Raw genomic sequence first — 15,663 nt, forward strand, 5'->3', positions numbered from 1 at the left:
GTGGTCATCCGGCCGGACGTATCGGTCGTCAGGCCCCGAGCGCCTCGCGGAGCAGGTGGACGAGGGCGTTCAGCTGCACCGAGTCGACCGATGCGACGTCCTGGTCGCTGCCGTCGAGCGCGCGAGCGGCCAGGCCCTGCTTGCTGTCGATGAGTTCCGCGACCTTCGCGTCGATCGTGTGCGCGGCGATGATCCGCCAGGCGGTGACCGGCTCCTCCTGACCGATGCGGTGCACGCGGTCGATCGCCTGGGTCTGCTCGGCGGCCGTCCAGGACAACTCGGCGAGCACGACGTTCGACGCGGCCTGCAGGTTGACGCCGACGCCGGCGGCGGTGAGCGAACAGACCGCGACTGCGACCTCCGGATCGGTGTTGAAGGCGTCGATCGCGGCCTGACGCGCCTGCGCGGTCTGGTCGCCGCGGAGCGACACCGTCTTCAAGCCGCGACCCGCGAACAACTGCTCGGCCGCGTTCATGACGTCGATGTGCTTCGCGAAGAACACGACCTTGCCCACGGACCTCGCGAGCTGCGCCGTGTAGTCGGCGGCGAGGACGGCCTTGGCCTGGCCGATCTTGCGGATCATGGTGAACACGTTCTCCGTGCCACCGGCGGCCTTGGACTCGTCGAGCTCGGCCTGGGCGACCATGCGCATGAGGTCGGTGTTCGGCTCGTGCAGCGCGTCGACGCGCTCACCACGCGACTCCAGCACCCGCACGTAGCGGGACTTGAGCCGTTGCCCGAGCTCGGCCTCGGCGTCGCGGATGGACCGGATCGCCTCGTCGTCGAGCTCGACCGGGAGGTCGGCGACGCGCTTGGCGGGCAGGTCCTTGGCGACGTCGAGCTTCTTGCGGCGCACGATGCCCATGTCGATGACGGCGGACCGCGCGGCGGCGTAGAAGGCGTGCTCGGCGGGGGTCAGACCGGTGTCCTCGAGCCGCTCCATGAGTTCGGCGGTCGGCTTGCCGTCCTTGATCCAGCCGAGGAACTGCCAGATGGCGTTGAAGTCCTCGACGTCGTTGATCAGCGGCGTGCCGGTGAGCGCGAGCAGCAGCGGGTCCTGGCCGGGCGTCGCCTTCCGGATCCGGTTCGCGAGTGACAGCACGTGCTGCGAGCGCTGGGAGTGGAGGTTCTTGATGAAGTGCGCCTCGTCGACCACCATGCCGCGGAAGCCGAGCGTCCCGAGCCAGGCGAGGTGGCGGTCGAGGACCTCGTAGTTCACGATGATGACGTCGGCGAAGGCGTCGAGCGCCTGGCCGTCGCCGTGGATGACCGTGGCGCGTCGGTGCGGCGTCCAGCGCTCGACCTCGCGCGCCCAGTTCATCTTGACGACGTTCGGAACGATCACGAGGAGCGGGTACGCCTCGGCGACCGAGGCGGCGAGGACCGACTGTGCGGTCTTGCCGAGGCCAGGCTCGTCGGCGAGCAGGAACGAACGGTGTCCTTCACGGACACTCTCGACGAAGCGCGCCTGGTGCTTCATGATCTCGAGGCCGCGCGGCGAGAGCCGGTCGAGCTTCGGGGCCTCTGGCAGGTCCATCGAGGCCGCTCCCCCGCCGGAACCGAGCTCGAACGCCTTGTACAGGGGGCCCATGAGCTCCCAGCTGTCGAGTCGTCGACGGACGGTCGGCTGCGGTGCCGCCTGGCTGAAGTCCGGGGCGAGGAACGGATTGGCCAACTGACGTGCCTTGACCGACTGCGGGATGACCTGCTTCTCGGCGAGCTCGGCCGGGACGACGGACTCCACGACGGGCTTCTCGACGGTGATGATGAGTTCGTCGGCGCTGAGTTCGGCGCCCGACTCGAGGAGCCAGTCGCGCCGGAGCCGCTGCGCGACCGGGCTCGTCGCTGCGTCGGCCTCGAGGAGCTGGATGAGCGAGGTGTCGCGCGCCGCCGTCTTGGCGAGGATGGTCGCCACACCGTCGAGGCGCTTCAGGAGCTCGGCCCGCGTGGCGTCACTGTACGTCGTGTCGGCCTTGACCCTGGCACGTTCCTCGCGGACGAGGAAGGCGATGACCTGGTACTTGGTCCGGTTGGTCGGCCCGACCTTGCCCTTCTGCGCCTTCGCCTCGACCTCGCGCACCTTGCGGGCGAGGATGGGGATGATCGGCGCGTCGTCGTCGTGACGCGACGAGGACCCTCTGGGGTTCGAGCGGCCAGATGAACGGGTGCTGGAACGCCCCTGGGAACGGCGTTGCTGGCCGGTGTGCGGCATGCTCCTCCTGAGCAGTCGAAGAGCCTCATCGGCCGAGGGGCCGGAAGAGACGGGCGCCGGGCCCGACTGGTCGTCGTGGAGCAACAGAGCGTTGCACGAGACCGACACGGGCGCCCGACGGGCGTGTGCCCAGTCTACGCCATCGGCCGCATCGGTCGCGAGCGCTCAGTCCGGCGCGCTGTCGACGAGCCCGAACCGCTCCAGTTCGGCGTCGTCGAGCATGCGCGAGCGGATGAGGAACCGCTGCCCCGTCGGGGCCTCGACGCTGAACCCGCTGCCGCGCCCCTGCACCACGTCGATCGTCAGGTGCGTGTACTTCCAGTACTCGAACTGGGAACGCGACATGTAGACCTCGACGGGCGCGTCGAGCCCGGGCACGTCGAGCGCGTCGAGCAGGACGTCGACCGCGCCCGTGCGGAACATCCCGACGGGGTAGCACATGGGCGAACTCCCGTCGCAGCAGCCGCCGGACTGATGGAACATGAGCGGTCCGTGCAGCGCGGTCATCTCCCGCACCAGTGCGGCCGCAGCGTCGGTGACGTCGACCCGTCCGGTCATGGTGTCCTCCTTCGTCGTGTCGTGTGCCCGGCCCTGCCCCTCCGCCGGTCCCCGAGCCTGTCGATGGGCGCCCTTCGACAAGCTCAGGGACCGGATGGGGCTCAGGGACCGGGGACGGCGATCAGAAGAAGCCCATCGGGCCCTCCGCGTAGCTCACGAGCAGGTTCTTCGTCTGCTGGTAGTGGTCGAGCATCATCTTGTGGTTCTCCCGGCCGATGCCCGACTGCTTGTACCCGCCGAACGCCGCGTGCGCCGGGTACTGGTGGTAGGTGTTCGACCAGACGCGTCCCGCCTCGATCGCCCGCCCGGCCCGGTACAGCGTCGTCGCCTCACGGCTCCACACCCCGGCGCCGAGGCCGTAGAGGGTGTCGTTCGCGATGGAGATCGCCTCGTCGTAGTCCGCGAAGCTCGTGAGCGCGAGCACGGGCCCGAAGATCTCCTCCTGGAAGATCCGCATGTCGTTCGTCCCCTCGAAGACGGTCGGCTGGACGTAGAACCCGCCGCTCAACTCACCGCCGAGGTCGGCTCGCTCGCCGCCGATGAGCAGCTTCGCGCCGCCCTGTTTGCCGATGTCCATGTAGGAGAGGATCTTCTCGAGCTGGTCGTTCGACGCCTGGGCACCGATCATCGTGTCCGTGTCGAGCGGGTTGCCCTGCTTGATCCTGCCGATGCGGGTCAGCGCGTCGCCCACGAAGCCGTCGTAGATGGACCGTTGGACGAGAGCCCGACTCGGGCAGGTGCAGACCTCGCCCTGGTTCAGGGCGAACATGCTGAATCCCTCCTGCGCCTTCTCGTAGTACTGGTCGTGCTCGCGCGCCACGTCCTCGAAGAACACGTTCGGGCTCTTGCCGCCGAGCTCCAGCGTCACCGGGATGAGGTTCTCGCTCGCGTACTGCATGATCAGGCGCCCGGTCGTCGTCTCGCCGGTGAACGCGATCTTCCGGATCCGCGGGTGGGAGGCCAGCGGGGCGCCGGCCTCGATGCCGAAGCCGTTGACGACGTTGAGCACGCCGGCCGGCAGCAGATCCTTCACGAGGTCGACGATGAGGTGGATCGACGCCGGGGTCTGCTCGGCCGGCTTCAGCACGACGCAGTTGCCTGCGGCGAGCGCCGGTGCGAGCTTCCACACGGCCATGAGGATCGGGAAGTTCCAGGGGATGATCTGTCCGACGACTCCGAGCGGTTCGTGGAAGTGGTAGGCGACCGTGTCGTGGTCGAGTTCCGAGATGCCGCCCTCCTGGGCGCGGATCGCCCCCGCGAAGTAGCGGAAGTGGTCGATGGCCAAGGGGATGTCGGCGGCCAGGGTCTCGCGGACCGGCTTGCCGTTCTCCCAGCTCTCGGCGACGGCGATCTCCTCGAGGTGTTCCTCCATGCGGTCGGCGATGCGGCCCAGGATCACCGCGCGCTCGGCGACGCTCGTCTTCGACCAGGCGGGGAACGCCTTCCATCCCGCCTCGACCGCTCGGTCCACGTCGGCCGCGGTGCCTCGGGCGATCTCGGTGAACACGGCTCCGGTGACCGGGGTCTGGTTCTCGAAGTACTGGCCGTTCGCGGGCGGGACGTACTCGCCCCCGATGAAGTGGTCGTAGCGGGGGGCGTAGCTGAACACGGCACCTTCGGTACCCGGGTTGGCGTAGACGGTCATGTCACTCCTTGTCGACGACGTTGTCGGTGTCGCACCGCTCAGGTGCGTGCCGTCGACGCTAGTCGGCAGGAGGTTGCAGGAGGTTGCGCCGCGGACCGCGGACCGGATCGGCCGTCAGGACGCCGAGAGCTCGGCGTCGATCGCCTCGATGCGGGCGACGAGGCCCGCGCGCTTCGGTGACCGCGGCGGCAGCAGTCGGAGGCAGGCGTGCAGGGCCTCGACGTCGTCGGGCGCGGCCGCGGTCCGGATGTAGTCGTGCAGCAGGTCCGCCGAGGCGTCGGTCAGCATCGCCTCGCGAAGGCGCGTCGCGACCCGCTCGCGGAGGTCGACGACACCGGGGGCGGTGGAGTCCGGCAGGAGCGGACCCGGGTACGCGGCGAGTGCTGCGCGGTGGGCGCCGCGGTCGAGGAGGGACAACACCTGGTGGGCGTCGAGCTGGAGCGGGGTGGTGAGCCGGTACGGCCGCGAGACCGGCACGAGTGTCGGCGCGGTCCCGCCGAGCACCTTCCGCAGCCGGACGAGCTCCGCCCGGAGGGTGACCGCCGCCTCGTCCCCGTCGTAGAGCAGCCCGGCGAGCGCGTCGGCGCTGAGGCCCTGGTGGTGCCAGGCCAGCAGCGTCAGGATCTCGGCGTGCCGTCGGCTGAGCTCGGTCGGGCGGCTCGCCCCGTGTCCGATCAGCAGGCCGGTGTCACGACCGAGCACCTGCAGGCCGGGCCGCACCGCGGTCGTCCGGCGGGGCGCGTCCGTGTGTGCTCGACCGGCGAACCGACGGTCGGCGACCGCGCGCAGCCGCTGCACCATGATCTCGGACTCGACGGCGGCCGCGGTCGCCTCCATCAGTGGCAGCGCATGCGAGGCGACCGCCTGCGGGCCACCGGTGATGTCGATCACGCCGATGATCTGCCGGGTCTCGGGATCGTGCACCGGGACCGCCGTGCAGCTCCACGGGTGCACGAGGCGGTTGAAGTGCTCGGCCGCGTGGATCTGGATGCCGTGGTCGAGTTCGAGCGCGGTGCCCGGGGCGCTCGTCCCCACCTCCCGCTCCGACCACCCGGCACCCTCGACGAAGAGCATGCCCTCCGCCCGTCGCCGCAGATGACGGTCGCCGTCCACCCAGAGCAGTCTGCCCATGGCGTCGCCCACCGCGACGAGCATGCCGGAGTCGTCGTCCGCGTCGTTGACCAGCAGCTTGGTGATGACCGGGAGGACGCCGGCGAGCGGGTGCCCGAGCCGGTGGTCGCGCAACTCGTCCTCGTCGAAGGCGAGCTCCGGCATGAGGTTGTCCGGGTCGAGGTGACGGCCCATCGACCGTTCCCACGACTCGCGGACGAGCCGTCGGACGAGTCCGCGTTGCGCTTCGGCACGCGCCGGGGCCGCCAGCCACGGACTGGACACCTCACCACCACCCATCCACGTCGACCGGTTCTGCGGACAGTGTATCCGCCACAGCCCGTCGGTCGACGGGTAACCTCAGGCGGCCGGACGGAACCGGCGGAGGCGCAGGCTGTTGAGCACGACGAACACGCTGGAGAACGCCATCGCCGCACCCGCGATCATCGGGTTGAGGAGCCCGAGCGCGGCGAGCGGGATCGCCGCCACGTTGTACGCGAACGCCCAGAACAGGTTGCCACGGATGATCCCGAGCGTCCGTCGGGAGAGCCGCACGGCGTCGATCGCTGTAGCGAGGGAACCGGAGACGATGCTGAGGTCGGCTGCACCCTTGGCCGCATCCGTGCCCGTCCCCATGGCGATCCCGAGATCGGCCGTGGCGATCGCCGCGGCGTCGTTCACCCCGTCGCCGACCATGGCGACGCGGTGACCGGCCGACTGAAGCCGTTCGACGGCGGCGACCTTGTCGGCGGGGCTCGCGTCGGCGATCACCTCGGTGATCCCGACCTCGGCCGCGACCCGCGCTGCAACGGCCGCGTTGTCGCCGGTGAGGAGCACGGGTGTCATACCCAGGGACACGGCGCGTCCGATGGCGGCGCGGGCCTCCGGCTTCACCGTGTCGGCGACCTCGACGACGCCGCGGACCTCGCCGTCCCAGGCGACGACCACCACGGTACTCGCACGCTCCGCGGCTGCAGCCAGGGCGCTCGCCGCGTCCGGTCCGATGCGGAAGCCCTGGTCCTCCGCGAAGGCGGGACGTCCGGCCAGCACGGTTCCGCCGTCGATCGTGCCGGTGACGCCGAGACCCTCGAGGCTCGCGAAGTCCGAGACCACCGGACGCGGTGCGTCGCGGCGGGTCGCTTCCGCGACGATCGCCTCGGCGATGGGGTGCTCGGAGGCCGCCTCGAGCGCCGCGCCGAGGGCGAGCACCTCGTCCGTCGCACCGGTCGCCCAGACCTCCGTGACGCTCATCCGCCCGGACGTGACGGTCCCCGTCTTGTCGAGCAGGATGCGGTCGATCCCGCTCGCCTGCTCGAGCGCCTCCGGTCCGGCGATGAGGATGCCGAGCTGCGCACCGCGTCCCGTCCCGACGAGGAGGGCCACCGGGGTCGCGAGCCCCAGTGCGCACGGGCAGGCGATGATGAGGACGGCGACCGCGGCGGTGAACGCCGCTTCCATGGTCGAGCCGGTGAGCGCCCACACGATGGCGGTGCCGAGGGCGATCACCAGCACGACCGGGACGAACACGCTCGAGACGCGGTCGGCGAGCCGTTGGACCCGGCTCTTCCCGAGCTGTGCCGCCTCGACCGCCTGAGCCATACGCGCCAGCTGCGTCTCGGCGCCGACGGCCGTCGCCCGCACCACGAGACTGCCGCCGCGCGCGATCGTGCCACCGATGACCCGCGAGCCGGCTACGAGCTCGACCGGGACGGACTCCCCCGTCACAAGACTCTCGTCGACACTCGCCGCCCCCTCGACGACGACCCCGTCGGTGGCGACGGACTCACCGGGACGCACGAGGAAGTGGTCTCCGACGAGCAGCTGCTCGATCGGGATCCGTTCCTCGGTGCGGGTGGGCGCCATGAGGTCGGTGGGGTCCGGCGCACGATGCCGGAGCACGGAGACCTCCGAGGCGCCCAGCGTCATGAGGTCGCGGAGTGCCTCGCCGGCGGCACGCTTCGACCGCTGCTCGATGAGGCGACCGGCGAGCAGGAAGACGGTCACGCCGGCGGCCACCTCGAGATACAGCGCGCTTGAGGGGTCGGCGTCGGGTGCGAAGAAGGTGAACTCGTGCCGCATGCCCGTCATCCCGGCCATGCCGAAGAAGAGCGCCCAGACGGACCACAGGTACGCTGCCCCCGTCCCGAGCGTGATGAGGGTGTCCATCGTCACCGAGCCGTGCCGCAGCGTCGCGAACGTCGCCCGGTGGAACGGGTACCCGCCCCAGAAGACGACCGGCGTCGCGAGGGTCAGCGAGAGCCACTGCCAGTGGTCGAACTGCCAGGCGGGGATCATCGCGAGCAGCACGACGGGCAGCGCCAGCACCGCGCTGACGACGAGGCGGGTGCGGAGCGTCGTCACGGTCGCCGAGGGGTCGGGCGTCGTTCCCGACGACGGAGTCTGCTCCCGGTTCACTGCGGCGCGTTCGTCAGCGGGCGGACGCACCGTCGCCGTGTAGCCGGCCTTCGAGACGGCCGCGATCAGCTCGTCCGCGGTGACGGTGGAGGGTGCGGTCACCGTCGCCCGTTCGGTCGCGAGGTTGACCTGCGCCTCGACACCGTCGAGCGCGGTCAGCCGCTTCTCGACGCGTGCCACGCAACTCGCGCAGGTCATGCCCTCGATGTCGAGGTCGAGCTGGATGAGTGGCGCGCTCATCAGCGACGACCCACGAGCGTGTAGCCGGCTTCCTGGACGCCGGCACCGATGGCGGCCTCGTCCGTCGAGGAGGTACCCGAGACCGTGACCGTCCCCGCGTCGAGATCCACGGCGACCCCGTCCACGCCGGAGAGCGCGGAGAGCTCGGTCGTGACAGCGGACACGCAGTGCGCGCAGGTCATGCCGTCGACGCGGTAGGTGGTGGTTGCGGTGGTCTCGGACATGCGTCCTCCTCAGTGGATCGGAGCCTTCACTATACCCCCAGGGGGTACCCCCTGCAACCGTCCGCGGGACGCGATCGCCTGATCAGCCGAGCAGGCCGAGCGCCCGCACCGCCGCCCGCTCCTCCTCGAGTTCCACCACGGAAGCGTCGATGCGCCGCTGCCAGACGGGCGCGATGTCGAGCCCCTCGACCACCTCCCAGCGTCCGTCGACCGAGCGGGCCGGGAACGAACTCACGAGCCCCTCCGGTACGCCGTACCAGCCCTCCGAGGGGAGCGCCACGGAGGTCCAGCGCTCCGGCCGGCCCGGGGTCGCCGTGCCGTTCACCCAGTCGTGCACGTGGTCGATGGCGGCGGCAGCGGCCGAGGCGGCGGACGACGACCCCCGCACCGCGATGATCTCCGCCCCGCGCTTCGCCACCCGTGGGATGAACTCGTCGGCGATCCATTCCTCGTCGACGAGTTCGAGGGCAGGACGACCACCGACCGTCGCGTGGGAGAGGTCCGGCACCTGCGTCGCCGAGTGGTTGCCCCAGATCACGACGCCGTCGATCTCGGACACGGGTGCGCCGGTCTTGGCGGCCAACTGCGCGACGGCACGGTTGTGGTCGAGTCGGGTCAGGGCGGTGAACCGTCCGGCCGGCACCCCGGCGGCGGCCGACTGGGCGATGAGTGCGTTCGTGTTGGCCGGGTTGCCGACCACCAGGACGCGCACGTCGTCGGACGCACCGGCTCCGATCGCCGCGCCCTGTGGTGCGAAGATCCCGCCGTTGGCCGCGAGCAGGTCGCCTCGTTCCATCCCAGGACCCCTGGGGCGGGCTCCCACGAGGAGAGCGACATTCACCCCCTCGAATGCGCGCGACGCCTCCGTAGTCGTCTCGACACCGGCCAGCAGCGGGAAGGCACCGTCCTGCAGCTCGAGTGCAGTCCCTTCGGCCGCTCCGAGCCCCTGCGGAATCTCCAACAGGCGCAGGAGCACAGGGCGGTCCGGCCCCAGCAGCTGACCGGACGCGATGCGGAAGAGCAGGGAGTAGCCGATCTGGCCTCCGGCTCCAGTGACGGTGACGACGGTGGGTTCGCTCATACACCCACGCTACTCCGCGGCCTCCGGGGTGGGTCGCGAGGCCTGCATGTCCGCCTCGGCGGAGTCGACCGCCTCGTGCTCCTCCGGGGACACCGGCCCCACCCGGCTCTTGCGTTGGGCCGAGGACTCGGACGGCAGCGCGACGGCCGCCTCCGTGATGCGGTTCGCCATCCCGTTGAAGATGATCCCGTGGAACGGCAGGATCGCGAACCAGTAGAGGCGTCCGCCGAGCCCCTTCGGGAAGAAGACGGCGCGCTGCCGGTAGACCGAGCCGTCGCCGACCGGGGTCGCGCTCATCTCCAGCCACGCGAGACCGGGCACGCGCATCTCGGCGCGCAGGCGAAGCATCCGACCACGTTCGAGGTACTCCACCCGCCAGAAGTCGAGGGCGTCCCCCACGCTGAGATGCTGCGGATCGTCGCGACCACGTCGGAGGCCGACACCACCGACGAGCTTGTCCATCCAGCCACGGATCGCCCACGCCAGCGGGAAGGAGTACCACCCGTTCTCGCCGCCGATGGACTCGATCACCGAGAAGAGCCGGTCGGCGCTCGCGGAGGTCTTCCGTTCCTTGAGATCGATGTAGACGGTGTGTCCGGCCCAGTCGGGGTCGCTCGGCAGCGGGTCGCTCGGCGCGCCGTCCACGGTCGCGTTCCGCCAGGAGGTCTCGACCTCACCGTCCCGCATGCGCTGCAGTGCGAGGCGCACCGCGCGTCGGTACCCCGTCAGACCGCCCTCCGGCGGCGGGATGACCGCGTCGATGTCGTGATCGCCCATGACGCAGTCGACGAGCAGCGACTCGATGATCGGCGACGCGAGCCGGCGCGGGATCGGCGTCACGAGGTTCACCCACTGCGAGGCCAACCACGGGGTGAGGACCGGGAGCGGCGCGATCGGGCGCTGCGAGAGGCCGGCCTCGACCGCGTAGCCGTTCATCATCTGTCCGTATCGGAGGACGTCGGGGCCACCGATGTCGAAGGCGCGGTTCACGTCGCGGTCGACCTCGGCGCCCGCGAGCAGGTAGTGCAGGACGTCACGGACCGCGATCGGCTGGATGAAGTTCCGGACCCAGCGCGGCGCCGGCATGTACGGCAGGATGTCCGTGAGATGGCGGATCATCTCGAACGAGGTCGATCCGGAGCCGATGACCACACCGGCCTGCAGGACGATCGTCGGGACGCCCGAGGCGAGCAGGATCCGCCCGACCTCGGTGCGGGACCGCAGGTGCTTCGACAGCTCGACGCCCTCGGGGTGCAGGCCACCGAGGTAGACGATGCGCGAGACCCCGGCCGCCGCAGCGCCGGCGGCGACGTGCTCGGCGGCGGCGAGCTCCGTCTGCTCGAAGTCGCCCTTGCCGCCCATGGAGTGCACGAGGTAGTAGACGACGTCGACGTCCTCGCAGGCCGACGCGACCCGCGCGGCGTCCCCGAGATCACCCTCGACGACCTCCACCTGCTCGCGCCAGGGCACGTCGGTGAGCTTCTGCGGCGAGCGCACGAGCACCCGCACCGTGTACCCGGCCTCCAGCAACCGCGGCACGAGCCGCCCGCCGATGTAGCCGGTGGCACCCGTGACGAGTACGCGCTTCGGAGTCGATGATTCGGTCATGGATGCAACGTTACGACCCGTCGACGACAGCGGCGCCCGGCTGTACAGCCGGGCGCCGCTGTGCAAGCACCACGCGGGTGCCACGAGTCGCTAGAGGAGCGCCTTCGTGTGCCAGACGGTCTTCACCTCGGTGAACGCGGTGATGCGGTCGAGGCTCGCCGGAACCGGACCGCTGGCACCGCTCGGACGGACCACGCGCTTGAGCGTCTCGGCCGCGAGGACCTCGAGCTCGACCCAGTCGAGTGCTGCGGCGCCGGCGAGGTCGATCGCGTTGACGTCGGCGTGCGATGCGAGCCACGGGGCCATCTCGGCCGGCGATCCGGTCAGCACGTTCACGACGCCGCCGGGGACGTCACTCGTGGCGAGCACCTCGGCGAGGCTGATCGACGAGAGCGGCAGGCGCTCGCTCGCGATCACGACGACCGTGTTCCCCGCGACCAGCGCTGGAGCGACGACGCTCACGAATCCGAGGAGCGACGAGTCCTGCGGCGCGATGAGCGCGACGACGCCCGTCGGCTCCGGAACCGAGAGGTTGAAGTACGGACCCGAGACGGGGTTCGCTCCCCCGACCACCTGGACGTACTTGTCCGCCCAGCCCGCGTACCAGACCCAGAGGTCGATGGCCTCGTCGACCTGTGCCGCGGCCTTCGCCTGCGAGACGCCTTCGGCCTGGACGATCTCTTCGATGAACTGCGCCCGCCGACCCTCGAGCAGCTCGGCGATGCGGTAGAGCACCTGGCCGCGGTTGTAGGCGGTGGCACCCGACCAACCGGCGAGTGCCGATCGTGCGGCGACGACCGCGTCGCGGGCGTCCTTCCGCGAGGCGAGCGATGCGTTCGCGAGGAACTCCCCCTTGGCGTTCGTCACCTCGTACGTCCTTCCGGATTCGCTGCGTGGGAACTTGCCGCCGATGGCGAGCTTGTAGGTCTTCGGGATGGTGAGCCGGCTCATCGCTGCTCCTCCTTCGTGGTGCTCGTGGACGGCGCGACGGTGGCGGCGGCCGATGATCCGGCCGGCGCGAGGTAGGCACCGAGCCCGTGGCGACCACCCTCGCGGCCGTACCCCGACTCCTGGTACCCGCCGAACGGGCTGGCCGGATCGAACCGGTTGAAGGTGTTCGCCCAGATGACGCCGGCGCGGAGCTTGTCCGCGACCGCGAGGATCCGGCTGCCCTTGTCGCTCCAGATACCCGCGGAGAGTCCGTACGGGGTGTTGTTCGCCTTCGCGATGGCCTCCGCGGGTGTCCGGAAGGACATGACCGAGAGGACCGGACCGAAGATCTCCTCGCGGGCGATCCGGTGACTGGTGGACACGTTCGTGAAGATCGTCGGCGCGAACCAGAACCCGTTCTCGGGCAGCTCGCAGTCCGGGCTCCACCGTTCGGCGCCTTCGAGCTCGCCGATGTCCGAGAGTTCGCGGATGCGGGCGAGCTGCTCGGCCGAGTTGATCGCGCCGACGTCCGTGTTCTTGTCGAGCGGGTCGCCGACGCGCAGCGTCTGCAGACGGCTCTTCAAGCGGTCGACGACTTCGTCGTGGATGCTCTCCTGGACGAGGAGCCGGGATCCGGCGCAGCAGACGTGACCCTGGTTGAAGAAGATGCCGTTGACGATGCCTTCGATGGCCTGGTCGATCGGGGCGTCGTCGAACACGATGTTCGCGGCCTTGCCACCGAGCTCGAGCGTCAGGCGCTTGTCGCTGCCGGCGATGGTCTTCGCGATCTCACGCCCGACGGCGGTCGACCCGGTGAAGGCGACCTTGTCGACGTCGGGGTGACGCACGATCGCCGCCCCGGTCGCTCCGGCACCCGTGACGATGTTCACGACACCGGCCGGCAGCTCGGCCTGCTGGAGGATCTCGGCGAAGATGAGCGCCGTGAGCGGCGTGGTCTCGGCCGGCTTGATGACGACCGTGTTGCCAGCGGCGAGCGCCGGTGCGACCTTCCACGCGAGCATGAGGAGCGGGAAGTTCCACGGGATGACCTGTCCGGCCACGCCGAGGGCGCGCGGGTTCGCACCGAGGCCCGCGTAGTCGAGCTTGTCGGCCCAACCCGCGTAGTAGAAGAACCAGGCGGCGACGAGTGGGACGTCGACGTCGCGGGACTCCTTGATCGGCTTGCCGTTGTCGAGGCTCTCCGCCACGGCGAGCTCGCGGGCGCGCTCCTGCACGAGGCGCGCGATGCGGAAGAGGTACTTGCCGCGGTCGGCGCCCGACAGCTTCGACCACACCCGGTCGTAGGCACGCCGCGCGGCGGTGACGGCGCGATCGACGTCGGCGTCACTCGCCGCGGAGATCGTCGCGATCGACTGCTCGGTGCTCGGCGAGATCGTCTGGAAGGAGCCACCCGTGCCCTCGGTGAACTCGCCGTCGATGAAGAGGCCGTATTCGGAACGGAGGTGGAGGACGGAGGTCGACTCCGGGGCTGGTGCGTATTCGAGGAAGCTCATGATGTCCTAGTCGATGGTGACGTAGTCGGGGCCGGAGTAGTGGCCGGTGGTGAGTTTCTGACGCTGCAGGAGCACGTCGTTGAGGAGGCTCGAGGCACCGAAGCGGAACAGGTGCGGCTGGAGCCACTCCTCGCCGACCGTCTCGGCGACGGTCACGAGGTACTTGATCGCGTCCTTCGAGGAACGGATGCCGCCGGCGGGCTTCACACCGATCTGCTCTCCGGTGAGGCGGTGCCAGTCCCGGACGACCTCGAGCATGAGGAGGGTGACCGGGAGGGTCGCGGCGGGCGCGACCTTGCCGGTGGACGTCTTGATGAAGTCGCCGCCCGCGAGGATGGCGAGCCACGAGGCGCGCTTCACGTTGTCGTAGGTGTTCAGCTCGCCGGTCTCGAGGATGACCTTGAGGTGGGCCGAGGAGCCGTCGCTGCGTCGGCAGGCCTCCTTGACCGCGACGATCTCGTCGAAGACCTGGCCGTACCGGCCGGAGAGGAACGCACCCCGGTCGATGACCATGTCGATCTCGTCCGCTCCGGCGTCGACGGCGTCGGCCGTGTCCGCCAGCTTGACCGCGAGGGAGGCGCGTCCGCTCGGGAAGGCCGTCGCGACCGCCGCGACGTTGATCCCGCCGGCGTCGTGTCCCGCACCCGGCTGCGTGTGCGCCGCGCCGAGCGCCTCGACGGCGTACGGCACCATGTCGCCGTAGACACAGACCGCGGCGACGCGCGGGGTGGACGGATCCCCGGCGTCCGGGGTGATCGCCTTGGCCACGAGGGAGCGCACCTTGCCGGGGGTGTCGGCGCCCTCGAGGGTGGTGAGGTCGATGAGTTCGATGATGCGGTCGAGGGCCCAGGCCTTCGACGTCGTCTTGATCGAGCGCGTTCCGAGATCCGCTGCGCGCTGTTCGAGCCCGACGGCGTCGACGCCCGCGAGGCCGTCGAGGTAGCGTCTGAGGCTGGCATCGGTGACGGGGCCGTCGACGAGTTCGAGCGCCGTCGGCTTCGCCACGAGGTCGCCTGGTGGTGTGGTCATGGTGCGTTCCTTCCGAGCAGTTCCTGCTCCGGGGTGTGCTGCTTCGCGGATGATGGTTCGTGGTCGGCGAGGAGTGCCGTCGCGGTCGCCTCGTCGGTGACGAGCACGGTGCAGAGGCCGCTGCTGACGACGGCTCTCGCGACGGCGTGCTTCTGCGCTCCGGCGATGACCGCGATGCTGCGACCGGCACGCCGGAGCGCTTCGAGTCCGAGCCCGACCGTGCGCTCGTCGAGTGTGGGGTCGACGATCATGCCCTCGGCGTCGATGTAGCGCCCGACGACGTCGCCGACGGCACCGCGTGCGACCAGGACGTCGACGTCCGCGGCCGTGAGGTACCCGCTGTGGACGAGGGCGGAGTCGGGCCCGGCCACGCCGGCACCGTACAGGTAGGTGTCGGCCGCTGCGGCCGTGCGGAGCACCTCCGCGACCGTGCGGTCCGACTCGATGCTCAGCTTCGTCTCCAGGCGCTCGAAGATCGCCGGGCTCGGGAGCAGGGTGACGTCACCACGGCCCTTCTCGGCGATCCGTGCAGCCGTGGCGGCCGCAGTGCCGACACGCTGGTTGAGACTCACGCCGCCGTTGATCTGCACGACGGAGAGCCCCGTCGCCCAGCCGTCGGACAGGTGGTCGGCGATGTCACGCAGCGTCCTCCCCCAGCTCACACCGAGCGTCCGCGGCACCGGTCGCATGGCGCCGAGGTAGTCGGCCGCCGCGCGCGCGACGCGTTCGTGGAGGTCGGCACTGTCGCTCGGGCTCGGCACGACGACCGCGTCCGCGAGTCCGAAGTGCTCGCGGAGCGCCCGTTCGAGCGGGAGGCGGCGTGCGCGCGGGTGCACGATCTCGATGCGGATGTAGCCGAGTTCACGGGCCTGGGCGAGGAGCCGACCGACCTTCCACCGCGTGATGCCGAGCAGCGCGCCGATCTCGTCCTGGGTCTTCGTCTCGTCGTAGTACAGCTCCGCGGCGCGCACCGCGAGCAGCTCGTCGCTTTCGATCACCTCGGGCCTCCTCCGGATCGTCTCCAGCCTAGGACGCCACCACCACCCAGACAACGCCTGTTGGTACCCGTGCTCAGATGAGCAGCGGCCGGTGCGCGG

At 70.4% G+C, this 15,663-nt stretch carries 12 protein-coding genes; all 12 read right to left on the reverse strand.

Annotated elements, in window-relative coordinates; translation table 11 throughout:
- Window positions 1-28: 28 nt before the first annotated feature.
- Window positions 29-2,212: a DEAD/DEAH box helicase gene (locus BWO91_RS12025; protein ID WP_079002717.1), complete on the reverse strand. Its 2,184-nt coding sequence runs from the start codon at window positions 2,210-2,212 to the stop codon at window positions 29-31.
- A gap of 165 nt (window positions 2,213-2,377) precedes the next feature.
- Window positions 2,378-2,770 carry a DUF779 domain-containing protein gene (locus tag BWO91_RS12030; RefSeq protein ID WP_079002718.1) on the reverse strand — a complete coding sequence of 131 codons (393 nt, stop codon included), beginning with the start codon at window positions 2,768-2,770 and terminating at the stop codon, window positions 2,378-2,380.
- 121 nt (window positions 2,771-2,891) lie between these two features.
- On the reverse strand, window positions 2,892-4,415 hold the full coding sequence (gene exaC, locus BWO91_RS12035) for an acetaldehyde dehydrogenase ExaC (protein ID WP_079002719.1): 1,524 nt from the start codon (window positions 4,413-4,415) through the stop codon (window positions 2,892-2,894).
- Between the two features lie 114 nt (window positions 4,416-4,529).
- On the reverse strand, window positions 4,530-5,810 hold the full coding sequence (locus tag BWO91_RS12040; protein ID WP_153303446.1) for a GAF domain-containing protein: 1,281 nt from the start codon (window positions 5,808-5,810) through the stop codon (window positions 4,530-4,532).
- A 75-nt stretch (window positions 5,811-5,885) separates the two neighbouring features.
- Entirely contained in the window at window positions 5,886-8,180 is a 2,295-nt protein-coding gene (locus BWO91_RS12045; RefSeq protein WP_079002721.1) for a heavy metal translocating P-type ATPase, read from the reverse strand.
- Window positions 8,180-8,404 carry a heavy-metal-associated domain-containing protein gene (locus BWO91_RS12050; protein ID WP_071262335.1) on the reverse strand — a complete coding sequence of 75 codons (225 nt, stop codon included), beginning with the start codon at window positions 8,402-8,404 and terminating at the stop codon, window positions 8,180-8,182. Before BWO91_RS12050 ends, BWO91_RS12045 begins: the two co-directional genes overlap by 1 nt.
- 82 nt (window positions 8,405-8,486) lie before the next feature.
- Complete coding sequence (locus tag BWO91_RS12055) at window positions 8,487-9,485, reverse strand: malate dehydrogenase (protein ID WP_079002722.1); 999 nt, start codon at window positions 9,483-9,485, stop codon at window positions 8,487-8,489.
- A gap of 9 nt (window positions 9,486-9,494) precedes the next feature.
- Complete coding sequence (locus tag BWO91_RS12060) at window positions 9,495-11,093, reverse strand: SDR family oxidoreductase (protein ID WP_079002723.1); 1,599 nt, start codon at window positions 11,091-11,093, stop codon at window positions 9,495-9,497.
- 90 nt (window positions 11,094-11,183) lie between these two features.
- A complete protein-coding gene (locus tag BWO91_RS12065) occupies window positions 11,184-12,044 on the reverse strand; it encodes an aldehyde dehydrogenase family protein (RefSeq protein WP_079002724.1) in 861 nt (286 codons plus the stop codon).
- Window positions 12,041-13,537 carry an aldehyde dehydrogenase family protein gene (locus BWO91_RS12070; RefSeq protein WP_079002725.1) on the reverse strand — a complete coding sequence of 499 codons (1,497 nt, stop codon included), beginning with the start codon at window positions 13,535-13,537 and terminating at the stop codon, window positions 12,041-12,043. The genes BWO91_RS12065 and BWO91_RS12070 overlap by 4 nt, the downstream gene beginning before the upstream one ends.
- Window positions 13,538-13,543: 6 nt before the next feature.
- On the reverse strand, window positions 13,544-14,566 hold the full coding sequence (gene deoC, locus BWO91_RS12075; protein WP_079002726.1) for a deoxyribose-phosphate aldolase: 1,023 nt from the start codon (window positions 14,564-14,566) through the stop codon (window positions 13,544-13,546).
- Complete coding sequence (locus BWO91_RS12080; RefSeq protein ID WP_079002727.1) at window positions 14,563-15,564, reverse strand: sugar-binding transcriptional regulator; 1,002 nt, start codon at window positions 15,562-15,564, stop codon at window positions 14,563-14,565. Before BWO91_RS12080 ends, deoC begins: the two co-directional genes overlap by 4 nt.
- Between the last annotated feature and the right edge of the window lie 99 nt (window positions 15,565-15,663).

This window comes from Plantibacter flavus, assembly GCF_002024505.1.
GTDB lineage: Bacteria > Actinomycetota > Actinomycetes > Actinomycetales > Microbacteriaceae > Plantibacter > Plantibacter flavus_A.

Coding starts and splice junctions, on each gene's coding strand:
- BWO91_RS12060 (WP_079002723.1), bottom strand. CDS start 11,093: ATGACCGAATCATCGACTCCGAAGCGCGTACTCGTCACGGGTGCCACC.
- BWO91_RS12065 (WP_079002724.1), bottom strand. CDS start 12,044: ATGAGCCGGCTCACCATCCCGAAGACCTACAAGCTCGCCATCGGCGGC.
- BWO91_RS12030 (WP_079002718.1), bottom strand. CDS start 2,770: ATGACCGGACGGGTCGACGTCACCGACGCTGCGGCCGCACTGGTGCGG.
- BWO91_RS12050 (WP_071262335.1), bottom strand. CDS start 8,404: ATGTCCGAGACCACCGCAACCACCACCTACCGCGTCGACGGCATGACC.
- BWO91_RS12025 (WP_079002717.1), bottom strand. CDS start 2,212: ATGCCGCACACCGGCCAGCAACGCCGTTCCCAGGGGCGTTCCAGCACC.
- BWO91_RS12055 (WP_079002722.1), bottom strand. CDS start 9,485: ATGAGCGAACCCACCGTCGTCACCGTCACTGGAGCCGGAGGCCAGATC.
- BWO91_RS12045 (WP_079002721.1), bottom strand. CDS start 8,180: ATGAGCGCGCCACTCATCCAGCTCGACCTCGACATCGAGGGCATGACC.
- deoC (WP_079002726.1), bottom strand. CDS start 14,566: ATGACCACACCACCAGGCGACCTCGTGGCGAAGCCGACGGCGCTCGAA.
- exaC (WP_079002719.1), bottom strand. CDS start 4,415: ATGACCGTCTACGCCAACCCGGGTACCGAAGGTGCCGTGTTCAGCTAC.
- BWO91_RS12070 (WP_079002725.1), bottom strand. CDS start 13,537: ATGAGCTTCCTCGAATACGCACCAGCCCCGGAGTCGACCTCCGTCCTC.